Source organism: Pseudomonas anguilliseptica (genome assembly GCF_900105355.1).
Classification (GTDB): Bacteria; Pseudomonadota; Gammaproteobacteria; order Pseudomonadales; family Pseudomonadaceae; genus Aquipseudomonas; species Aquipseudomonas anguilliseptica.
Genome location: NZ_FNSC01000001.1, coordinates 1,125,345 through 1,146,685 on the forward strand (window position 1 = coordinate 1,125,345; position 21,341 = coordinate 1,146,685).

The following is a 21,341-nucleotide window of genomic DNA, read 5'->3' on the forward strand; positions in this document are numbered from 1 at the left end:
CAATCCCGGCGCTCGCCTGCCCCTTGGCAACCGAGCTAATCAAACAAGCGTTTGAAACATACGTTTATGCCTATTTAATGTCAAGTACCCCAAGCGCCGTTCAGGTCACCAGATCGACAACCGGGGCGGGCGTCTGCAAACCGCTGAGCTGCCTGTACAGTTCAAGACTAGGTGGCGGTGGCAGATTCTGCTGGACAGCCTTGGTGGGTTTTTCCTCCTCATCAGGCTTCTCTTCGTCCTCTTTTTTACGCTGCTCGGCACGCGCTTCACTGGCGGCCTCCACCTCACTGCGCTGCTGTTGCGCCAGCTCGACACGGGCCTCGGCCATCTTTAACTGCGCTTGCGCGGCCACTTGCCGGTCCTGCGCCGAGGGCTCAGCAGGGGCCAGTGCAGCACGGATGACAATTTCCATCTTGCGCAGGGTCGCTTCGGGGTCATTCGGGATCGGGCTGGTGTCGATGCTCACCTCACCACCCACCGCGTAGCGCTTACCATCCGGACCGCGCTCATAGGTGTAGCTCGGCGCACCGGCATAGCGGCCACCGACAGCCACATGTGCCTGCTCGTGGGTGCGTACTTCCTGATCACGATTGACCAGCTTGGCGATTTCCAGTTGCTCAAGACGTTGCTGCTGCGGGCTGGACTCGCCTTCGCGGCTCTTGGCCTGCTCGGGATTGGCAGAGGAATCGGCTGGTTTATCCGCTTCTTCACGCGACGAGGCCGATTGCTCATCGGCCAGCGGCTGGGCAGCGGTTATCGGCGCCTGAGCGGCGCGAGTGATATCGGGGGACACATCAGGGGAAATATTGGACGCAAGAGGCCGGGCCGGCAGTAGGGTTGCTGCAGGCGCAGGATAAGACGTTGCGCCGCCAATCTGCATGCAATGACTCCTCGCCCCGCAACTACTGCCTCATTGCCAGGCATGAGTACGCTCGGGGCGGGCGACTCAGGCCGTTGTATCGATCAGGGTACCAAGCACTTCATCGGCGGTTTTCACCACCTTGGCACCTGCTTCTGCTTCTGCTTCATTCTGATCTTGGCGCAGAGCAACCAGGCTTTCCGCCAGATCAGGACGCGCCTGCTCGGCCGAACTCGGCGCAGGGTTGACCTGATTGGCCGGCGGCGTGGAGGTCGGCTGTTGTGGCTGGGTAACCGCATTGCTGGCGATATCCGCCGCAGCCTGATCGACCCGGCGCCGGCCGGACTGAATGGTGCTGATGCCCGAGTTGAAGGCGCTTCCTGAAATTTCCATGCCCAAGCTCCCGCTGTAGCAAACCACTAACGACTTCAATTGAAGCAGAATTTGCTCGAAAAACGTACAAGCAAAAGGCTATGGCACTAGGCCTGCTTATAGCGCGCGGTGCAATAGATCGAGATTGAGATAGCCAGAAACCGCAGCCGGCGTGGCTTCGGCCAGGCGCGGCAGATAACCCAGACAGGGCGCAGGCAGCCGCTCGGCCAGGGTCGCCAGATTGTCTTCAAGCCGCGAGGTGTGCGGGTCGACCAGATTGGCCACCCAGCCCGCCAACTGCAGGCCGTCACGCAGAATGGCCTCGGCGCTGAGCAGCGCCTGATTGATGCAGCCCAGACGCACGCCGACCACCAGGATCACCGGCAACTGCAGGGCAATCGCCAGATCCGACAGGGCTTCCTGACCAGCCAACGGCACCCGCCAACCGCCCGCCCCTTCGACCAGGGTAAAGTCCGCCTGCTTGTCCAGAATCGCCTGCACCGGCCCCTGCAGCGCGGCAACATCCAGCAATACACCAACCTCGCGCGCCGCCAGATGCGGGGCAATCGCCGGCTCGAAGGCCAGCGGGTTGACCTCTTCATAGCGCAACGCCAGGGTGCATTCGCCGAGCAATGCCAGAGCGTCGTCATTGCGCAGACCATCCACTGTGCGCACGCAGCCGGATGCCACCGGTTTGGCCGCCGCAGTCGACAGCCCCGTCATTCGTGCGGCGTGCAGCAGCCCGGCGGCGATGGTGGTTTTGCCGATTTCGGTGTCGGTGCCGGTCACGAAAAATGCTTGGCTCATAGCGATCTCTGGTGAGGAGTATTGACGTCTCTGTGAAGACTCTTAGGGCAGGCCGCGCTTATCTCAGCCCTTGCGCAATACGCCGTAAACCACCTGATAGGTCGCCGGCAGGCCTTGTGGCTGGCGGAACTGCTCATAGGCGTTAAGCAATGCCAGCATGCGCGCCCGCCCGGTTAAACCGCCGGGCCTGCCGGGGTTGAGGTTGTGCGCACCCAGGGCTTTCAGTTCATGGGTCAGGCTGCGCACATCGGGGTAATAAAGCGTCTCAGGCGTGGTTTGCAGGCAGAGCAGCGCCAGCCCGCTATCACCGCACAGGCGCTGGTAATCCTCGAAACGGCGGAAGCGGTTGACGTGGACAAAGCCATCCACGGCCTGCCAGCTGTCACGCAGCTCCTGCAGGGTGCCAACACACAGACTGCTAAACGCCAGCACACCGCCAGGGCGCAGCACCCGTGCGGCCTCACTGAGCACCGCGGAAAAATCCGCACACCATTGCAGCGCCAAACTGGAAAACAGCAGGTCGCAGGACGCCTCGCGCAACGGCAGGCGCTCGGCATCGCCGGCAATAAACTGCTGCGCGCCGCCCAGCGGCCGAGCGTGCTGCAGCATACCTTCGGCGATATCCACAGCCACGCCCTGACTGAGCGGAAAACGCTCGCTCAGCGCACGGCTGAAATAGCCGGTACCGCACCCCAGATCGAGCCAACGCGCCGGGCTGATCGCCGCCGGCAACTGCGCCAGCAGCTGCTGGCCCACGTTGCGCTGCAGAGCCGCCACGCTGTCGTAGCTTTGCGCTGCGCGGGAAAACGACGCCGCCACCTGACGTTTATCCGGCAGGCCGCCGAGTGGGTCATGGGCCAGATCAGTCATCACCGGCCTCATGCAGAAACGCCTGAATCGCCGCCGCAAGCTCATGCGGGCGCTCAAGGACAAAGGCGTGGCTGGTGTTATCAATCAGGCCGATATCGACATCCGGCAACAACTCCAGCAAGGCCTGCGCAGCGCTCGCAGGTACCAGCGCATCCTGGCCGGCAAACAGATGCAGTTGTGGGCCGACAAAGGCCTGCAGCGCTGCCCGCGTATCCAGGTTGGCGAGCAGATCCAGCCCGGCCAGCAGTACCTCGGGCTGCACCTGCGGAGCCGCCGCCAGCAACTGCCGCGACAGACCGCGAGCCTCCACCGCGCCCTGGGCGCAAAGCAGGGCAAACCGCTTCAGAGTGGCGGGCGCATCAGCGGCGCAGCCCTGACGGAAAGCACTAAAGGTTTCAGCCGACATAGCCGCAGGCCAATCTGACTGCGCCACAAAGCGCAGGTTGCTGGCCAGGGTCAGCAAGCCGCTGCAACGCTCGCCGCGGCGCGCCGCCAGCTCAGCGGCAAGCATGCCGCCGAGGGACCAGCCGCCGAGCCAGGCATCCTGAGGCAGCATGGCATCCAGTTCATCCAGCCAGTCGTCCGGATCACTGGAATCCAGCGTCGGCAAAGGCTCGATGTCGACATGCAAGCGCAGATCGAGGCCGCACAAGGCCTCGGCCAGCGGCTGCAAGGGCGCAGTACCCAAGCCCCAGCCGGGCAGCAGAATCAGTCGATCACGCATGCACGGCCACCTCGCCAGTCAGCAGCGGCCAGCACTCAGCCAGCGCTTCCAGCAGTAGCTCCAGCTGTTCCAGGCTGTGCGCGGCGGACAAGGTTACGCGCAAGCGCGCACTGCCGGCGGGCACGGTGGGCGGACGAATCGCGGTGACCAGCAGACCACGCTCACGCAGCATCTGCGACAACTGCAGGGCGCGGCCACTGTCGCCGATCAGGATCGGCTGAATCGGCGTAGCACTGTCCATCAGCTCCAGACCGATGGCCTGGGCACCTTCGCGAAAACGCTTGATCAGGGCATTCAGGTGTTCACGCCGCCAATGCTCGCTGCGTAGCAACTCCAGACTTTTCAGGGTGGCGCAGGCCAGCGCCGGCGGCTGGCTGGTGGTGTAGATATAGGGGCGGGCGAACTGCACCAGGGCCTCAATCAGGTCGTCACTGCCAGCAACAAAGGCACCGGCCGTACCGAAGGCTTTGCCCAGCGTGCCGACCAGCACCTGCACATCGTCCAGGCCCAGGCCGAAGTGCTCGACAATACCCCCGCCGGTTGCACCCAGCGGGCCGAAACCGTGGGCATCATCGACCATCACCCAGGCACCCGCGCGGCGCGCTTCAGCGCACAGCGATGGCAGGTCGGCCAGATCACCGTCCATGCTGAACACACCGTCGGTGACGATCAGGGTATTGCCGGTCACCTTACGCAAGCGATTGGCCAGGCTGACGCCATCGTTATGCAGGTAACGGGAAAAGCGCGCACCGCTGAGCAGGCCGGCATCCAACAGGGAGGCATGATTAAGGCGATCCTCCAGCACGCTATCGCCCTGCCCGACCAGCGCGGTGACCGCACCGAGGTTGGCCATATAGCCGGTGGAAAACAGCAGTGCGCGAGGGCGTCCGGTGAACTCGGCCAGTGCTTCTTCGAGTTGGTGATGCGGCGTGCTGTGGCCGATCACCAGATGCGAGGCGCCACCGCCCACGCCCCATTTCTGCGCACCGGCGCGCCAGGCTTCGATCACCTGCGGATGATTGGCCAGGCCGAGGTAATCGTTGGAACAGAAGGCCAGCAGCTGGCGACCATCGACCTGCACCAGCGGCCCCTGCGGAGACTCCAGCAGCGGGCGCTGACGATAGAGGTTGGCGGTGCGGCGCTCAGCGAGGCGAGCGGCAAGGTCGAAAGACATAGGCAACCTGGACAATAAGGACGCAATACCGTGGGAGGGGCTTTAGCCGCGACCGACCTTGCGCCGAATCGCGGCTAAAGCCCCTCCCACCGATTCAGAGCACGGCCATCAGACCGCGGCGTTATAGAACAGCTTGGAGTCACGCTGTTCGACCAGCGCCTGCTCAATGGCCGCCTGATGCACTTCATCGGCATGCTCTTCGCGCTCTTCCGGTTTGATGCCGAGGCGAGCAAACAGCTGCATGTCCTGGTTGGCTTGCGGGTTGGCAGTGGTCAGCAGCTTCTCACCGTAGAAGATCGAGTTGGCGCCGGCGAAGAACGCCAGGGCCTGCATCTGCTCGTTCATCGCCTCGCGGCCGGCGGACAGGCGCACGTGGGACTGCGGCATCATGATCCGCGCCACCGCGAGCATGCGGATAAAGTCAAACGGATCGACATCCTGCTCATCGGCCAGCGGTGTGCCTTTGACTTTTACCAGCATGTTGATCGGCACCGACTCAGGGTGCTCCGGCAGGTTGGCCAGCTGAATCAACAGGCCGGCACGATCGTCCAGCGACTCGCCCATGCCGAGGATGCCGCCGGAGCAGATCTTCATCCCCGAATCACGCACATAGGCCAGGGTTTCCAAGCGATCGGAGTAAGTGCGGGTGGTGATGATGTTGCCGTAGAACTCCGGCGAGGTGTCCAGGTTGTGGTTGTAATAGTCGAGGCCGGCAGCGGCCAGGGCCTGGGTCTGCTCTTTATCCAGCTTGCCCAGGGTCATGCAGGTTTCCAGGCCCAGGGCTTTGACGCCCTCGACCATTTTCAGCACGTAGGGCATGTCTTTGGCCGACGGATGCTTCCACGCCGCGCCCATGCAGAAACGCGTGGAACCGATGGCCTTGGCCTCGGCGGCAGCCTCCAGCACCTTCTGCACTTCCAGCAGTTTTTCCTTTTCCAGGCCGGTGTTGTAGTGGCCGGACTGCGGGCAGTACTTGCAGTCTTCCGGGCAGGCACCGGTTTTGATCGACAGCAGGGTCGAGACCTGCACGCGGTTCGGGTCGAAATGCGCGCGGTGCACAGTTTGCGCCTGGAACAGCAGGTCGTTGAACGGTTGATCGAAGAGCGCCTTGACCTCATTAAGAGTCCAGTCGTGACGCAGGTTGGCGGCGGTGGTGGCGCTCATCGGTAATTCCTTATTGTTGGCTGCGCCCTGCTAGATTCAGCGGACGCGACACGGATGTTCGGCATAGTTATGGAAGGCGTATACGCTGTCAACCCAACCCACAGCACCCGGTTTACAACTGGTTAAAAAGCAAGCAAGCCTGCCTGCTTTGCGATGAAGTCGCGGATGCCGCGCTGGCCATCTGCACCAGCTGCGAAGCCGAGCTGCCCTGGCTTGGCGGGCATTGCCAGGTCTGTGCCCTGCCGCTGCCCAGTCAAGGCCTGGTCTGCGGAGCCTGCCTGAACAAGCCGCCGAGCTTCAGCAAGGTTGAAGTGCCCTGGCGTTACGCCTTCCCCGTCGACAGCCTGATTACCCGCTTCAAGCATCAGGCCAAGTGGCCATTGGGACGTCTGCTCGGCGAGCTTTTGTCACACCATCTGCAGCATGCCTTCGATGAAGGGTTGCCGCGCCCCGACCTGCTGCTGCCCGTGCCCCTGGCGGACAAACGCCAACGCCAGCGCGGCTTTAATCAGGCTGGTTTGCTCGCTCAATGGCTGAGCACCAGCCTACAACTGCCGCTGCAGACGCACTGGCTACTACGGGTGATCGACACCCCGGCGCAACAGCAACTGGATGCCGCCACGCGTAAACGCAACCTGCGCAAGGCCTTTGCCCTGGCGCCGGGTAACGCAATCAGCGGCCTGCACGTGGCACTGGTCGATGATGTGCTGACCACCGGCGCCACCGCCGAAAGCCTGGCGCGGCTACTGAAAAAGGCCGGCGCTGCACGGATCGATGTGTACTGCCTGGCGCGCACGCCAAAGCCTGGCGACTGAGCTGCCAACAGCGGTTAAGGGTTACACTTTGCGACCAATTACCCCGGAGTCGCCCATGCCCCATCCATTTGCCGCACTCACACCCGACCTGGTGCTGGATGCCGTGGAGAGCATCGGCTATCTCAGCGACGCCCGCGTACTGGCGCTGAACAGCTATGAAAACCGCGTCTATCAAGTGGGCATCGAGGACGAAACGCCGCTGATCGCCAAGTTCTACCGCCCGGATCGCTGGACCGATGCAGCTATCCGCGAAGAGCACAGTTTCACCTTCGAGCTGGCCGAATGCGAAGTACCGGTGGTGGCGCCCCTGGTGCGCGATGGCGAAACCCTGTTCAGCTACGCCGGCTTTCGTCTTGCACTGTTCCCCCGGCGTGGCGGCCGCGCGCCGGAACCCGGCAACCTCGACCAACTGTACCGCCTCGGCCAACTGCTTGGCCGCCTGCACGCCGTCGGCTCACTCAAGCCGTTTGCCCACCGTGAAGCCTTGCAGGTCAGCAACTTCGGCCACGCCTCGCTGGCCACCCTGCTGGATGGCAACTTTATTCCGCGCAGCCTGCTGCCGGCGTACGAGTCGGTGGCGCGGGATCTGCTGGGGCGCCTGGATACGCTGTTCGCCGCCAATCCGGTGCAGGCGATCCGCCTGCACGGCGATTGCCACCCGGGCAACCTGCTGTGCCGCGACGACACCTTCCACATGGTCGACCTCGACGACTGCCGCATGGGCCCGGCCGTGCAAGACCTGTGGATGATGCTGGCCGGCGAACGCCATGAGCGCCTCGGCCAGTTGTCGGAGCTGATGGACGGTTATCAGGAGTTCCACGACTTCAACCCGCGCGAACTGCCACTGATCGAGGGCCTGCGCGCCCTGCGCCTGATGCACTACAGCGCCTGGCTGGCACGCCGCTGGGACGACCCGGCCTTCCCCATGAGCTTCCCCTGGTTTGGCAGCGAGCGTTACTGGGGCGATCAGATTCTGATCCTGCGTGAGCAGCTGTCCGCACTGGATGAAGAACCGCTAAAGCTGTTCTAAACCGGCAACACCTCTAATCGAGAATGGAGTTCTCTATGTCCATCGTCGAACGCTGGTTTGGTGCGGGCTTTGTTCAACTAAACCCTTTGCTACAACAGCTACACCAGCAGGGCGGCAAGCTGCATGGACAGGTCGATCTGCAACTAGGTCGCGGTCTTGCCGGAGTCGTCGGGGCACGCCTGGCGATGCGCCTGGGCATTCCAACGGAGCACACAGCTGTGGCATTCCAAGTGGATATCCATGGTACAGATGACTGCCTGCACTGGAACCGCTGCTTCGCCGACTCCGCCGTGCTCTACTCACGCTTTCAGCCCAGTGACAGCTGGCCGGACGGTTATTGGCTGGAATCCACCGGGGCACTGACACTGGCCTTGGCGGTAGATATTCGCCAAGGCGGCTGGTACTGGCGACCGCTCAAGGCCTGGCTGCACGGTGTGCGCATTCCACTATGGCTACTGCCACGTACCGAGGCCTACAAACGCATTGAAAATGGCCGCTATTACTTCTACGTCGGCTTCAGCCTGCCCCTGCTTGGCAACCTGCTCAGCTACAGCGGGGCGCTGCAACTGGAGAGCGCGACAGCCGAGTTGCGCGACCACGCGCCATAACAGCTGCCAAGGCCCTGTAAAGCCAGGCTTACGCTAATTAGTCATGTGGCGTTAATTACAAAGTTGAACGGCCAGACAAGTCCCTGCCACGCCGACTAGAATCGCAAGCCTCTCGTTAGCCGCCTAAGCAAGGACCCTGCATGGCCACCGCCAACCCGCGTCGCGCGGTATATTCTCGGCCTGACCGCCTACATCATCTGGGGCCTGTTCCCGCTCTACTTCAAAGCGATTCAGAGCGTGCCCGCGCTGGAAATCATCGTTCATCGCGCACTCTGGTCGGCGCTGTTCGGCGCGCTGTTGCTGCTGGTGTGGAAGCATCCCGGCTGGCTGCGCGAGCTGCTGAATAATCCCAAACGCTTTGCCGTGCTGGCCCTCAGCGGCGTGCTGATTGCCAGCAACTGGCTGGTGTATGTGTGGGCGGTGAATAACGAGCGCATGCTCGAAGCCAGCCTGGGCTACTACATCAACCCGCTGGTCAACGTGCTGCTGGGCATGTTGATTCTCGGTGAGCGCTTACGCCGCCTGCAGTGGCTGGCAGTGGCCCTGGCCGCGCTGGGTGTATTGCAGCAGCTGTGGCAGGTCGACAGCATTCCCTGGGTATCCCTGGTGCTGGCACTGACCTTTGGCTTCTACGGGATTATCCGCAAACAGGCGCCGGTGGCTGCACTGCCCGGCCTGGTGGTGGAAACCTGGCTACTGCTCCCGCTGGCTCTGGGTTGGTTAATGCTGCACCCGGCGGCAATGAGCACCCAGGCTGACTTCTGGAGTACCCCGGAAGCCCTTTGGCTGATCGCCGCAGGGCCGATCACCCTGGTGCCGCTGGTGTGTTTCAACGCCGCCGCCCGCCATCTGCCCTACACCACCCTGGGCTTTCTGCAGTACCTGGCACCGACCCTGGTGCTACTGCAGGCGATCTTTCTGTTTGATGAGCATTTCGACCCAAGCAAGTTGCTGGCCTTTATCTGCATCTGGGCGGGCCTGGCGATTTACAGCGTCGATGCCTGGCTCAGTTTGCGTAAACGCCAGGCTGATTAAAAAACAATCAGCGGACTGTAACGCCCGAGGCGGCAGGCCTGCAGCCAGTTGCCCCCGGCTTATCCACAGAAGCATCCCCGGCCTTTGTGCACAACCAGTTGCTAAGCGCTTAAAAAATAAGCACTTAGCAAAAAGCCCCGGGGCACTAGTGAACTGTCTGCAAAATTCGTTAATCCAATGCCGAGCCAGTATACTGCGCGCTCTATCGTCATGAATTGAGCCCCCATATGGCCCGGCCAGCAGCCCCATTCTTCTTGAGTCCCAGTGATGCCGACATGCTGCAAGGCTGGTTACGCATGGGATCGCTGCCTCAGAGCATCGGCCAGCGGGCCAGAATTCTGTTGCTGCTGGCCAACGGTCTCACGCCCAAGGAGATCAGCGAGCAGCTGCAAGTCTCTGCGCCAGTGGTCTTCAAATGGCGTAAACGCTACCAGGAGACCGGTCTGGAGGGGCTGAGTGACCTGCGGCGCAGTGGAGCGCCTCGCAAGCTCAACGAAGCGAAGATCAAGGAAATCCTGACGCTGACGACCCAGCGAGTCCCGCGCGAAGCTACCCACTGGAGCCTACGGTTGATGGCCAAGTACGCTGGGGTCAGCATCTGGCAGGTCGCACAGGTGTGGGCTGCTGCCGACCTCAAGCCGCACCGGTTGAAAACCTTCAAGATCAGTAACGACCCGCACTTTGCAGACAAAGTGGTCGATGTCGTCGGGCTCTATTTGAATCCGCCCGACAACGCCCTGGTGCTATCTGTTGACGAAAAAACACAGATCCAGGCGCTGGACCGCACACAGCCCATGCTGCCGCTCAAGCCCGGGCAGATTGAGCGGCGGACGCATGACTATAAGCGCCACGGTACGGCCAGTCTGTACGCAGACTTTGACATCCTGACGGGTAAGGTCATCGGCCGTATCACCCAGCGGCACAGGGCCAAGGAGTTTTTGGAGTTCCTTCGACAGATCGACCGCAGCACCCCCGCCGAGCTGGACCTGCATGTAATTCTGGACAACAGCTCGACTCACAAGACCGCTGCCGTCAGGGAATGGCTGGAGAAGCATCCCCGTTTCAAGCTGCACTTCACACCGACCAGCGCCTCGTGGCTGAACGCCGTGGAGGGCTGGTTTGCGCAACTGGAAAGACGGGCGCTTTATCGTGATGCCTTCAGCAGCGTGGCTGACCTGAGAGCGGCGATACGTCGCTTCATTGAGGCTCATAACGAACATTCGGCTAAGCCGTTCCGCTGGAGCAAAACGGCTGAGTCGATTATCAGCTCCGTGCATCGAGCAAAGCTGGCTGTAATTCGGAATGAGTTATTGGATTAACCAGACAAGCCACTAGGCAGTGCTCCGGGGCTCCTCATGCTACGCACAGAGTTATCCACATCGATCGTGGATAAATAGTGGCTCTAGCTGGCTGTTGAAACGTAGACGAGGCAGGCAAGACAAGGCAAAGACAGGCGAGGAAGCGGCGTTTGCTGGTGCAAATGAGCATTCCGAGCCTGTTTTTAACGCCGGATTGCCAACGCAGGTAGTTTCAACGGCCTGCTAGTCTTCGGCCTGCAGCTTTAGCTCAACCATCAGATCATCGGCCAGGGTTTCCAGGTGCGCCTGCAACTGTTCCAGACCCAGACTCTGCGGCACGCCCAGCACAGCCTGAGCCTGGAACAGCAGTTCGCCACTCATGGGCGCCGGCACCACTTCGGTGTTCAGGCTTTCCAGGTTGACCCCATGACTGCTGAGCAGGCGAGTGATATCGCGCACGATGCCCGGCCGATCATTGCCCACCAGCTCCAGGCGAATAGCCTGCCAAGCGCTTGCCGGCTCAATGCCGCCTGCGGCGACTTGCACGCGGATGCCCTGCGCCTGCAGGCCTTCCAGCGCGGTGACCAGGCCGGAATGTGCATCCAGAGGCACATCGACGCACAGGATCCCGGCGAACTGCCCGGCCATGCGCGACATGCGGCTTTCCAGCCAGTTGCCGCCGTGTTCGCTGATGCACTGGGCGATGCGTTCGACCAGCCCCGGCTGATCCTCGGCAATAACCGTCAATACCAGATGATCCATAAACAACTCCATTATACAGGCCTATTTGAGCGCCAGCCAGTAGGTATAGAACGCCTCATCACGCACATAGCCCAGGCGTTCGTAGAGGGCTTGTCCTGGCAGATTGCTCTTTGCCGTCTCCAACTGCAAACCGAAGGCTCCGGTGGCCACGGCATGGGCGCGGGCGGCGTTCATCAGCGCTTCGCCAACACCCTGGCGGCGCACCTGCTCGCTGACGTACAGGTCACTCAGCAGCCAGGCTGGCTGTAGTGCCAGCGAAGAGAAAAAGGCATAGAGCTGGACGAAGCCTTGCGCCACACCTTGCTTATCGCGCGCCAGCAGGATGATCGAATCCCTGTTGCGCAGGCGCGCAGCGAGAAAGTCCCGCACCTGCGGCTGAGGTTTGCCCACCTCATAGAAGCACAAATACGCGCAAAACAGCTCGGCCAGTTCATCCAGATCCACGGCAGTGGCTGCCTGTATATGCATGGTGATCGCACTCCATAAACGGTGGAGCAGCAGTATAGGCAGGCGCGCCTATAGCAGTAGATCGAGAAACATGCGCAATAAACTGTGTACTGTTTTTTAACTTTTATGAAACAATATTCAAAGTTAACCGCAACAATACGCCACACAGTGACTACAAAGTACTTCTTGGTCGCAGAGCGACGCGCACCCACTGATTTTCCCCGGATCTTGATGTAGTATGCCGCGCCTCGGACTACATGACGTATTTCCCATGTCCGACGCGGCTATTGAGTAGAGCTGAGCAGAGTGAGGCAAGTGATGATTGAACGCGTTCAAGTAGGCAGCCTGCAGGTTGCCAAAGTGCTGTTCGACTTCGTGAATAACGAAGCCATCCCCGGTACCGGCCTTGCTGCCGATACGTTCTGGGCGGGTGCCGAAGCGGTCATCAATGACCTGGCCCCGAAAAACCGTGCGCTGCTCGCCAAACGCGATGCGATTCAGGCGCAGATCGACGTCTGGCACCAGGCCCGCGCAGGCCAGGCCCATGACGCCGCTGCCTACAAAGCCTTCCTCGAGGAAATCGGATACCTGCTGCCAGAGCCGGCTGACTTCCAGGCCACCACGCAGAACGTCGACGAAGAAATCGCCCGTCTGGCCGGCCCGCAGCTGGTGGTCCCGGTGATGAACGCGCGTTTCGCCCTGAACGCCTCCAACGCCCGCTGGGGTTCGCTGTACGACGCGCTGTACGGCACCGACGTGATCAGCGAAGAAGGCGGCGCCGAGAAAGGCCGTGGCTACAACAAGGTGCGTGGCGACAAGGTGATTGCCTTCGCCCGCGCCTTCCTCGACGAAGCCGCGCCGCTGACTGCCGGCTCCCATGTCGATTCCACCGGTTACCGCATCGAAGCCGGCAAGCTGGTTGTCAGCCTCAAAGGCGGCAGCAACAGCGGCCTGCGTGACGACGCGCAGCTGATCGGCTTCCAGGGCGCAGCCGATGCGCCTGTCGCCGTCCTGCTCAAGCACAACGGCCTGCACTTCGAAATCCAGATCGACGCCAGCACCCCAGTCGGCCAGACCGACGCGGCCGGCTTTAAAGACGTGCTGATGGAAGCTGCGCTGACCACCATCATGGACTGCGAAGACTCCGTAGCCGCCGTCGATGCCGACGACAAAGTGGTCATCTACAAGAACTGGCTCGGCCTGATGAAGGGCGACCTGGCGGAAGAAGTGGTCAAGGGCGGCCAGACCTTCACCCGCACCATGAACCCGGATCGCGTTTACACCAAGACCGACGGTAGTGAGCTGACCCTGCACGGACGCAGCCTGCTGTTCGTGCGTAACGTTGGTCACCTGATGACCAACCCGGCGATTCTCGATGCCCAAGGCAACGAAGTTCCAGAAGGTATTCAGGACGCGCTGTTCACCAGCCTGATCGCCGTGCACAACCTGAATGGCAACACCAGCCGCAAGAACACCCGCACCGGATCGGTGTACATCGTTAAGCCGAAGATGCACGGTCCGGAAGAAGTCGCCTTCACCACCGAAATCTTCGGTCGCGTTGAAGACGTGCTGGGCCTGACTCGCAACACCCTGAAAGTCGGCATCATGGACGAAGAGCGCCGCACCACCGTCAACCTCAAGGCGTGCATCAAAGCAGCCAGCGAGCGCGTGGTGTTCATCAACACCGGCTTCCTCGACCGTACCGGTGACGAAATCCACACTTCCATGGAAGCTGGCGCCGTGGTGCGCAAAGCCGCCATGAAAGCCGAGAAGTGGATCAGCGCTTACGAGAACTGGAACGTCGACATCGGCCTGGCCACCGGCCTGCAAGGTCGCGCGCAGATCGGTAAAGGCATGTGGGCCATGCCCGACCTGATGGCTGGTATGTTGGAGCAGAAGATCGCTCACCCGCTGGCCGGTGCCAACACCGCCTGGGTGCCGTCGCCGACCGCCGCCGCGTTGCACGCACTGCACTACCACAAGGTCGACGTGTTCGCCCGTCAGGCCGAACTGGCCAAGCGTGAGCGCGCGTCCATCGACGATATCCTGAGCATCCCGCTGGCCAAGGACACCAACTGGTCGGCTGACGAGATCCAGAACGAACTGGACAACAACTCGCAGGGCATCCTCGGTTATGTCGTGCGCTGGATCGACCAGGGCGTCGGCTGCTCCAAGGTGCCGGATATCAATGACGTCGGCCTGATGGAAGACCGCGCTACCCTGCGCATCTCCAGCCAGCTGCTGGCCAACTGGCTGCGTCATGGCATCGCCACTGAAGAGCAGATCGTTGCCAGCCTCAAGCGCATGGCACCGGTGGTTGACCGTCAGAACGCAGCTGATCCGCTGTACCGTCCGCTGGCACCGAACTTCGACAGCAATATCGCCTTCCAGGCTGCCCTGGAGCTGGTAGTCGAAGGCGCCAAGCAGCCGAACGGCTACACCGAGCCGGTCCTGCACCGCCGCCGCCGCGAGTTCAAAGCGGCCAACGGCCTGGCCGCAAACTCGCCCAGCCAGTAACCGCCATCCCACGACCGAACGCAGACAATGCCTCTAGCCTCAGCCGGAGGCATTGTCGTTTGCAAAACTGAAAAATACATGGCGGTTGCAGGAGCTGAGTGCAACACGGTTATTGAATTGACGCTGGCGCATCATGCCGCATAGCCATGGCTTCTTGCATTACTTCGCTCATGACTTCGATCGGGCACTTGAAGTCGAAGCGCTTACGCGGCCGCATATTCAGTTGCAGTGCAATGGCATCCAACTGTTCTTGGCTGTGTCCCGACAAGTCTGTGCCCTTGGGCAGGTACTGGCGAATGAGGCCGTTGATGTTTTCGTTGCTGCCGCGCTGCCAGGGGCTGTGTGGGTCGCAGAAGTAGATCGCTATGCCGGTTCTCTGGGTGATCTCGGCGTGCCGCGCCATCTCCCGGCCCTGGTCGTAGGTCATGCTCTTACGCATCGCCAGCGGCATACGATTGAGTGCGGCGCTGAAACCTTCCATCGCCGAGGTCGCCGTCGCATCGTTCATCTTGATCAGCATCAGGTAGCCACTGGTGCGTTCTACCAAGGTGCCGACCGACGAGGCGTTGGCCTTGCCCTTGATAAGGTCGCCCTCCCAGTGGCCCGGCATCAGGCGGTCTTCAATCTCCGGCGGGCGCACGTGAATACTGACCAGCTCCGGGAGCTGGCCACGTCGATCCACGCCGCCAGAGCGCGGCCTGCGCGTCGTCTTGCTTTGGCGCAGGCAGATAATCAGCTCCTTACGCAGCTCGCCGACCGGCAAGGCATAGATCGCGGTATAGATCGTCTCGCGACAGACGTAGGCATCTCTGAGGCTGGGTATGTTCATGCTGCGCAGCTTGCCGGCAATCTGCTCGGGAGACAAACGCTCACGCAGCATATGGGTCACCAACTCGAAGCGTTCACTACCGGGCAGCAGCTTTCGCTTGGGCCGGCAGACTTGGCGCCGGGCTCTCATCTGCTGCTGCGCCGCACGGGCCGAGTAACGACCGCAGACCTCTCGATTACGGCGCAACTCGCGACTGATAGTCGAGGGGGATCGGTTGATCAGGTGGGCAATCTTGCGCAGGCTAAAGCCTTGGGCATGACCGATTTGAATAGTGGCGCGCTCTTCAACGCTGAGTTCGGAATAAGACATAGGGGCAGCACCGTATCGGAAAGATCAGGTGTTGCACTCAGTTTTTGCCGCCGCCCATCCAATCGCACCCCACCCTTGCCCCCAAAAAACCAGCGCCCTCTTCCTTTACACCCCACGCCAGTCAACTAGAGTTGAAATACGCCCCCCCCCGCACAGGGCGCTTTGCTCGGCTTGCCGAACAATCGCACAACCAACTTAGGCGTGGTAACGACAGCACATCGAGCTGCTTTAGAGAGCCTAAAATGAAAAGCGTGAAAAACTAACAACTCTAATCACCCGATTGCCGTTGAGTGGCTTGCCCACAGTGAGGCTTAGGTAAATGAGTGACTTTCTAGATAACTGGCTGACAGAGGACGTCACTGAAGCAACCGACAAGACCCAAAAGGCCTGGAACATATTGGTGGTTGATGATGAACCCGACATTGTCAATGTCACCAAGTTAACGCTCAGCAGCTTCAGCTATAAAAACAAAACACTTAACGTACAACATGCTTATTCGGCCGCCGCAGCAGCTGAAATTATAAGCAACACAACCGGCCTCGCCCTTATATTGCTCGACGTGGTGATGGAGACCGATGACGCCGGCCTTAAACTCGTCAAATGGATCAGAGAAGATCTAGGCAACCGCATGGTTCGCATCGTGCTGCGTACGGGTCAACCTGGGTATGCGCCCCAGAAAAACGTCATTATCGATTACGACATTAACGACTATAAGTTAAAAACCGACTTAACCGCAGAGATGCTGTTTACAGTCGTCATTTCCTCCCTGCGCGCCTATGAAAGTCTTTGGTCGCTTGAGGAAAATCGTATTGGCCTGATGAAAATATTGGAGAGCACGTCAAGCTTATATCGTATCGCCTCCCTTAAACAATTCGCTTCCGGGATACTGGAACAAATAAGCCTACTCCTAAAGTCGCCCCCCGAAAGCATTTTGGTAACGGCCATGGGCCTAAATCCAGAAGCCCCAGAACGGCTAACTATCGTCGCCGCCACAGGCGCGTATGAAACGCTTGAAGTAAATGACCACGGCCTTGTTAACCAGCTTGAGTTAACCCAGAACATTGCAATGGCTCATCAGAAACAAAAATCTGTTTTCCAGCACCCTTTTGACGTTTTGTGTATACCTGCGCACAACGGGCATATGTTCTTTATACACTTCGCACCCAGGTATGAAATAGATGCCACAGAGCAGGCACTGCTTGAAATATTTTGCGGGCGTATGTCGGCCGCTTACGATAACTTCCACTTATTTGGCCAAATTAAAAAGTCCCAAGAGGCGAGCGTTGTCGCCATGGCAGGACTGGCCGAACATAAAGACGACGACACCGGCAAGCATGTTCTGCGCGTGCGTGACTTAACCGAGGCGATTGCAGTAGAACTTGTGAACCAAGGCTTCTTTACAAATGAATTAACACCCGGATTCTTATCTAAAGTTGGCTGGGCAAGCATACTCCACGACATAGGCAAAATAGGGATTCCAGACTGCATTCTGCAAAAAAGAGGCAAACTTGACAGTGACGAACGCACCGTGATGGAAACTCATGCACAACTGGGTGAAGAAATATTATTTCACGCATCAAAACTCATACAGGGCCGCAATTACTTCTCTATCGCCGCCGAGATTTCCGGCGGTCACCATGAGCATTTTGATGGCAACGGCTATCCAAGAGGCCTGGCAGGAGAGAAAATACCCGTCGGCGCACGTATTGTCGCTGTCATTGATGTGTTTGACGCACTACTCAGTGATCGCCCATACAAAACTGCCTGGCCACTGAACCAAGCAATAGATTATATACTGGCCCGCAGCAACACCCAGTTTGACCCGCGCGTTGTACAAGCTCTCACGACCCTGCTCACAGATAGGCGCCTCCCCCAAGACCTGTGCGATTACTACGGCCTTATCAAACAGTAGAGGGGCAGTCCCCATGAGAAAGCCTTACCTGCTCACCTTATTCTATGGCGCATTAGCGACAGCATTTCTGTTGACTCTAACAATATGCGCAACATTTTACTTATACATAGAGTCAAGACGCTCAATTGAACACGGGCAGATCAACCGTGAGCAAATACTGCTTTTGGCTGACGAGCTTAGGCAGTCATCCGATGACCTGACCAGAATGGCTCGCTCATATGCGGTGACAGGCAACGTCATGTACAAGAGACAATTTCAGGAAGTGCTCGACATTCGTGATGGCTTAGCACCACGCCCAGAAAACTACGCGTACATATATTGGGACCTGATGCTTGAAGCAGATAAAAAGCCGAGCCCGGCAAGCACGCCAGCAAAACTAAATGACCTAATGCGCCAAGCCAACATCACCGAGGAAGAATTCCGCCTGCTCAGCAGCGCCAAAATAAACTCCGACGCCCTTGTAGAAATCGAACATCAAGCGATGGCTCTCCGTGAGAGAGCCGGGCCTGGCGACCTAACCACACAGCTTCAAGCCATTGCATTGCTCCACTCGCCAGCCTACCAAGAAACCAAGGCTGGCATTATGCAACCTATCCTGGAGCTCACAAAAGCGCTGGATGAACGCACACAACTTAGTGTGCAAGGCACTATTCAAGACGCAAGCAGGATACAGTATACCCTCACCATACAATCTACTTTATTGGCCATGATGATTGCCCTAGCGCTATGGATTGCGCATCGCATCCTCGGGGCCTCTTTAAGCACTTTAGAAGAGCATATATCCAGCCTTAGCAATGGCAATTTCACGGAGCCACTTGAAGTCAGTAACAGCCTTGGAAATAGCATTGCTGGCTGTGTTGCCCGCGCACAAAGTCGCTTTCTTGAACTCGAAATAGAACGCACGCAAAGGCGAGAGGAATTAAATAAGGCAGAACGTTCTTTAATGGAGTCCGAGCGCCTCTCATCGCTGGGCGCACTTGTCGCAGGCGTTGCACATGAACTGAACACCCCGATTGGCATTGCTGTAACTGCAGCCTCTGCGTTAGATGCCAACACCAAGGCAATAGCTGCAGAAATTAAAGACGGCAAAATGTTACGTTCAACTTTCGAATACTACATTGAACACTGCGGCGAAGGAGCGCCGATGATATTACGCGCCTGCCAGCGCGCAGCCAACCTCATTGCCAGCTTCAAAAACATAGCCATTGACCAAACATCTGAGCAACATCGCACATTCGAATTGCATGAACTCGTTAATGATCATATCAGTATGTTACGGACATCCTACAAGCATGTGAACTGGATATTTGAAAACACCGTCAGCCCTGATATTAACTGTGACAGTTATCCGGGCGCCCTCGGGCAGGTCATCTCAAACCTGCTTAACAACGCCGCCATACATGCATTCACCCCCTCCGACAGCGGCTCAATCAGCATAAGTGCGGATATAGAAAATGACCACGTCACTATCTGTATCTCAGACAATGGCAAGGGCATGAGTGAAGACATTTTAGCCCGTATCTGGCAGCCCTTTTTCACCACCAAACTGGGCACAGGTGGTTCAGGTCTTGGGCTTGCGATCTGCCGCAACATTACAACTGGCATATTGAAAGGAACACTGACGGCCACCTCAACTGAATGCAAGGGAACACGCTTCACTTTACGAATCCCGCTAGCAACCAACTAACAAAAATTAACTAATAAAATAGATTTAATGTTTAGCGGAAAAATTATAAAAACACAAGACAGACAGACAACGAAAAAACTTATACGCTTTCAATCCAGGAATGAAAATGAAAAAAATAACACATCCTCCTCACAGATTATTATCGTGAGCGTTCTCGCAAGCAGTATTTTATTGCTGTTTTATTCTTATTACAGCATCTGGGAGGGCGTGGAAGAATTCGAAAAAGCCAATGAACAACGTTTTGCCTCCTATTTATTAGCGGACGAACTAAGGGATGGCCTGAAGTAGCCCTGTATTTCCGGTCAACTTCAGCCTCCGCTGATTTTGAAAGCGGAAAACTGATCAAAAACGATCAAGTCATCCGCTCATTTCGGTGTTTCTGGCCGCCGCGAGCACCTCGCAGCGGTCATTTCCCACATTACAGGCGCACCTCTCCTGCATTCGTCAGCAAATGTCGACGGGCCATCCACAGGTTCGACAGGGCGAACAGCGTTACCAGTTGGTAAGCGCTCCATAGACCCCACCTCCCTCTGGAGAGGTTTTGCGTTTTACAGTGGCGTCGTTGGTTGGCAGTTCCAAGGCAGCAGCGCTTCGTAGGCTTCAACGCTGTTGGCCAGCGGCAGGCGTTCGAGGACATGGCGCAACCAGGCGTAGGGCTCCTGGCCATTGGTCTTGGCGGTTTCCACCAGGCTGTAGAGTTGGGCGCTGGCGGTCGCGCCTTTCGGCGTGTCGCTGAACAGCCAGTTCTTGCGACCTATGACGAAGGGCCGGATCGCGCGCTCGGCAGCGTTGTTATCGATCGGCAGGTGGCCAGCCTCGATGTAGCGTTCGAGTCGGCTCCAGTTGCTCGCCAGGTAGTTCACTGCTTTGCCCAGGGCATTCTGCGCCGTGACCTGCGGCTGGGTTTTCTCCAGCCAGGTCTTGAGCTGATCGAGGAGCGGTAGGCTGTGCTGCTGGCGGCCCCGGTAGCGCTGTTCATCGCTGGCATCCTTAAGTTCGCGCTCGATGCCGTAGAGCTTGTTGATCATCCCCAACGCGATGTCGGCACGCCCGGTTTTGCCCTTCGGTTGCACCTTTTGCGCTTCGACGAACTTGCGCCGCGCATGCGCCCAGCAGGCCAGGCGTTCAACACCTTGTTGTGCGGCCACGGCGTTGTAGCCGGCGTAATCGTCGGTCATCAGGTAGCCGCGATAACCGTCGAGCAGGCGCAGCGGCACCTCCTGCGCGCGGCTGGTTGTGTAGTCGAAGAGGATCACCGGTTTGCCAGGCGGGCCACCGGTCTGCACCCACATCCAGGAGTGGCTGCTCGGATCGCGCCCAGGCTCCTTGAGCACCTGCACGCGGGTTTCATCGCAGTGGATCACCGGACTGTCCAGCAGCCTGTCGCGCATCAGGTTGAGCAACGGTTGTAGCAGTTCGCCGCACTGGATCACCCAGCGCGCCAGGGTCTGCCGGGGGATGTCGATGCCATGGCGACTGAGCATCTTTTCGAAGCGATACAGTGGGATGCCGTCGGCGTATTTGCTGGTCAGCAGCATCGCCAGCACGCTCGGGCTGGCCAGCCTTTTCTCGATCAGTTGGGCCGGTTTGTCAGCGGTGACCGGCGCGCTTTCGCAGGCCTTGCAGGCATAGGTCTTGCGAATGTGGCGGATCACCTGAACCTGCATCGGGATGATTTCCAGCTGCTCGCTGGTTTCTTCGCCGATGGCCTGCTTGCGGCAACCGCATTCGCAGGTCAGTTCGTGTTCGGGCAGTTCGTGGATGACCTCGACACGCGGTAGTTCGGCCGGTAACGGCTTGCGCTTGCCGCGGCGCTTGGTCGGCGCAACGACTTCTTCCTCGACCTCAGCGGCCGGAGCTTCAGCCGCCGCTTCGGCCAGGCTTTCCGCTTCGTTGAACATCTCTAGCTGCGGTGAATCCGGGTCGCTGCTCTGCTCGGATTTACGGCCGAACAGGCGCTGGATCAACAGCGCGTTTTGTTCGCGCAGGCGCTCGATCTGCCCATCCTTGTCCTTGGCCAATTCCTGCGCCGACGACAACACCTCAGCGAGCAATTGCTTGAGCGCGGCGGGGTCATCAGGAAGGGTTTCGGGCACAGAAATCATGCCGTGGATTATACCGG

Annotated in this window: 18 protein-coding genes and 1 pseudogene; 8 read left to right on the plus strand and 11 right to left on the minus strand. The window is 59.2% G+C overall.

Going from position 1 to position 21,341, the window contains the following annotated elements; translation table 11 throughout:
- Positions 1–100 precede the first annotated feature (100 nt).
- The 7 genes from BLW24_RS05435 to bioB all read right to left on the minus strand — a co-directional run bounded on the left by BLW24_RS05435 (position 101) and on the right by bioB (position 5,970).
- Positions 101–793, minus strand: coding sequence for a putative metalloprotease CJM1_0395 family protein (locus tag BLW24_RS05435; protein WP_338062048.1), 693 nt, complete (start codon positions 791–793; stop codon positions 101–103).
- Positions 794–946: 153 nt separating this feature from the next.
- The gene (locus BLW24_RS05440; protein WP_090377676.1) at positions 947–1,252 is read right to left on the minus strand and encodes a hypothetical protein; all 306 of its coding nucleotides are present in this window, start codon (positions 1,250–1,252) and stop codon (positions 947–949) included.
- A 96-nt stretch (positions 1,253–1,348) separates the two neighbouring features.
- On the minus strand, positions 1,349–2,038 hold the full coding sequence (gene bioD, locus BLW24_RS05445; RefSeq protein WP_090377679.1) for a dethiobiotin synthase: 690 nt from the start codon (positions 2,036–2,038) through the stop codon (positions 1,349–1,351).
- A gap of 63 nt (positions 2,039–2,101) precedes the next feature.
- Entirely contained in the window at positions 2,102–2,908 is an 807-nt protein-coding gene (gene bioC, locus BLW24_RS05450; RefSeq protein ID WP_090377682.1) for a malonyl-ACP O-methyltransferase BioC, read from the minus strand.
- Positions 2,901–3,632, minus strand: coding sequence for an alpha/beta fold hydrolase (locus BLW24_RS05455; protein ID WP_090377686.1), 732 nt, complete (start codon positions 3,630–3,632; stop codon positions 2,901–2,903). The genes bioC and BLW24_RS05455 overlap by 8 nt, the downstream gene beginning before the upstream one ends.
- Positions 3,625–4,806 carry an 8-amino-7-oxononanoate synthase gene (gene bioF / locus BLW24_RS05460; RefSeq protein WP_090377690.1) on the minus strand — a complete coding sequence of 394 codons (1,182 nt, stop codon included), beginning with the start codon at positions 4,804–4,806 and terminating at the stop codon, positions 3,625–3,627. The genes BLW24_RS05455 and bioF overlap by 8 nt, the downstream gene beginning before the upstream one ends.
- Positions 4,807–4,914: 108 nt before the next feature.
- Positions 4,915–5,970, minus strand: a complete 1,056-nt coding sequence (bioB, locus tag BLW24_RS05465; protein WP_090377694.1) for a biotin synthase BioB — start codon at positions 5,968–5,970, stop codon at positions 4,915–4,917.
- Between the two features lie 80 nt (positions 5,971–6,050).
- Here bioB and BLW24_RS05470 point away from each other — a divergent pair, with 80 nt between their 5' ends.
- The 5 genes and pseudogenes from BLW24_RS05470 to BLW24_RS05490 all read left to right on the plus strand — a co-directional run bounded on the left by BLW24_RS05470 (position 6,051) and on the right by BLW24_RS05490 (position 10,777).
- Positions 6,051–6,785, plus strand: coding sequence for a ComF family protein (locus BLW24_RS05470; RefSeq protein WP_090377697.1), 735 nt, complete (start codon positions 6,051–6,053; stop codon positions 6,783–6,785).
- Between the two features lie 55 nt (positions 6,786–6,840).
- Positions 6,841–7,815, plus strand: coding sequence for a serine/threonine protein kinase (locus BLW24_RS05475; RefSeq protein ID WP_090377701.1), 975 nt, complete (start codon positions 6,841–6,843; stop codon positions 7,813–7,815).
- A gap of 35 nt (positions 7,816–7,850) precedes the next feature.
- Positions 7,851–8,423 (plus strand): DUF4166 domain-containing protein, encoded by a 573-nt coding sequence (locus BLW24_RS05480; RefSeq protein ID WP_167360324.1) that lies wholly within the window; start codon positions 7,851–7,853, stop codon positions 8,421–8,423.
- A 140-nt stretch (positions 8,424–8,563) separates the two neighbouring features.
- Positions 8,564–9,458: pseudogene (gene rarD / locus BLW24_RS05485) on the plus strand (EamA family transporter RarD).
- Positions 9,459–9,685: 227 nt separating this feature from the next.
- The gene (locus tag BLW24_RS05490) at positions 9,686–10,777 is read left to right on the plus strand and encodes an IS630 family transposase (RefSeq protein ID WP_090376034.1); all 1,092 of its coding nucleotides are present in this window, start codon (positions 9,686–9,688) and stop codon (positions 10,775–10,777) included.
- Positions 10,778–10,999: 222 nt separating this feature from the next.
- Here the strand turns inward: BLW24_RS05490 and BLW24_RS05495 are convergent, their stop codons facing one another.
- Both BLW24_RS05495 and BLW24_RS05500 read right to left on the minus strand, forming a co-directional pair.
- On the minus strand, positions 11,000–11,518 hold the full coding sequence (locus tag BLW24_RS05495) for a glycine cleavage system transcriptional repressor (protein ID WP_090377708.1): 519 nt from the start codon (positions 11,516–11,518) through the stop codon (positions 11,000–11,002).
- Positions 11,519–11,539: 21 nt separating this feature from the next.
- Complete coding sequence (locus BLW24_RS05500; protein ID WP_090377712.1) at positions 11,540–11,986, minus strand: GNAT family N-acetyltransferase; 447 nt, start codon at positions 11,984–11,986, stop codon at positions 11,540–11,542.
- 297 nt (positions 11,987–12,283) lie between these two features.
- Here BLW24_RS05500 and BLW24_RS05505 point away from each other — a divergent pair, with 297 nt between their 5' ends.
- Positions 12,284–14,482 carry a malate synthase G gene (locus tag BLW24_RS05505; protein WP_090377715.1) on the plus strand — a complete coding sequence of 733 codons (2,199 nt, stop codon included), beginning with the start codon at positions 12,284–12,286 and terminating at the stop codon, positions 14,480–14,482.
- 109 nt (positions 14,483–14,591) lie between these two features.
- Here BLW24_RS05505 and BLW24_RS05510 read toward each other — a convergent pair whose 3' ends face one another.
- Positions 14,592–15,620 (minus strand): IS30 family transposase, encoded by a 1,029-nt coding sequence (locus BLW24_RS05510; RefSeq protein ID WP_090375993.1) that lies wholly within the window; start codon positions 15,618–15,620, stop codon positions 14,592–14,594.
- A gap of 319 nt (positions 15,621–15,939) precedes the next feature.
- On the opposite strand from BLW24_RS05510, the gene BLW24_RS05520 reads away from it, so the two are divergent.
- Positions 15,940–17,532, plus strand: coding sequence for a response regulator (locus BLW24_RS05520; protein WP_090377721.1), 1,593 nt, complete (start codon positions 15,940–15,942; stop codon positions 17,530–17,532).
- Between the two features lie 13 nt (positions 17,533–17,545).
- A complete protein-coding gene (locus tag BLW24_RS05525) occupies positions 17,546–19,219 on the plus strand; it encodes a sensor histidine kinase (protein WP_090377724.1) in 1,674 nt (557 codons plus the stop codon).
- Positions 19,220–19,767: 548 nt separating this feature from the next.
- On the opposite strand, the gene tnpC is transcribed toward BLW24_RS05525, so the two are convergent.
- Positions 19,768–21,324, minus strand: coding sequence for an IS66 family transposase (gene tnpC, locus BLW24_RS05535; protein WP_090375563.1), 1,557 nt, complete (start codon positions 21,322–21,324; stop codon positions 19,768–19,770).
- Positions 21,325–21,341 lie beyond the last annotated feature (17 nt).

Excerpts from the sequence above, each read along its gene's own strand:
- BLW24_RS05440 (WP_090377676.1), bottom strand. The coding sequence starts at position 1,252 with ATGGAAATTTCAGGAAGCGCCTTCAACTCGGGCATCAGCACCATTCAG.
- bioD (WP_090377679.1), bottom strand. The coding sequence starts at position 2,038 with ATGAGCCAAGCATTTTTCGTGACCGGCACCGACACCGAAATCGGCAAA.
- bioC (WP_090377682.1), bottom strand. The coding sequence starts at position 2,908 with ATGACTGATCTGGCCCATGACCCACTCGGCGGCCTGCCGGATAAACGT.
- BLW24_RS05455 (WP_090377686.1), bottom strand. The coding sequence starts at position 3,632 with ATGCGTGATCGACTGATTCTGCTGCCCGGCTGGGGCTTGGGTACTGCG.
- bioF (WP_090377690.1), bottom strand. The coding sequence starts at position 4,806 with ATGTCTTTCGACCTTGCCGCTCGCCTCGCTGAGCGCCGCACCGCCAAC.
- bioB (WP_090377694.1), bottom strand. The coding sequence starts at position 5,970 with ATGAGCGCCACCACCGCCGCCAACCTGCGTCACGACTGGACTCTTAAT.
- BLW24_RS05475 (WP_090377701.1), top strand. The coding sequence starts at position 6,841 with ATGCCCCATCCATTTGCCGCACTCACACCCGACCTGGTGCTGGATGCC.
- BLW24_RS05480 (WP_167360324.1), top strand. The coding sequence starts at position 7,851 with ATGTCCATCGTCGAACGCTGGTTTGGTGCGGGCTTTGTTCAACTAAAC.
- BLW24_RS05490 (WP_090376034.1), top strand. The coding sequence starts at position 9,686 with ATGGCCCGGCCAGCAGCCCCATTCTTCTTGAGTCCCAGTGATGCCGAC.
- BLW24_RS05495 (WP_090377708.1), bottom strand. The coding sequence starts at position 11,518 with ATGGATCATCTGGTATTGACGGTTATTGCCGAGGATCAGCCGGGGCTG.
- BLW24_RS05500 (WP_090377712.1), bottom strand. The coding sequence starts at position 11,986 with ATGCATATACAGGCAGCCACTGCCGTGGATCTGGATGAACTGGCCGAG.
- BLW24_RS05505 (WP_090377715.1), top strand. The coding sequence starts at position 12,284 with ATGATTGAACGCGTTCAAGTAGGCAGCCTGCAGGTTGCCAAAGTGCTG.
- BLW24_RS05510 (WP_090375993.1), bottom strand. The coding sequence starts at position 15,620 with ATGTCTTATTCCGAACTCAGCGTTGAAGAGCGCGCCACTATTCAAATC.
- BLW24_RS05520 (WP_090377721.1), top strand. The coding sequence starts at position 15,940 with ATGAGTGACTTTCTAGATAACTGGCTGACAGAGGACGTCACTGAAGCA.
- BLW24_RS05525 (WP_090377724.1), top strand. The coding sequence starts at position 17,546 with ATGAGAAAGCCTTACCTGCTCACCTTATTCTATGGCGCATTAGCGACA.
- tnpC (WP_090375563.1), bottom strand. The coding sequence starts at position 21,324 with ATGATTTCTGTGCCCGAAACCCTTCCTGATGACCCCGCCGCGCTCAAG.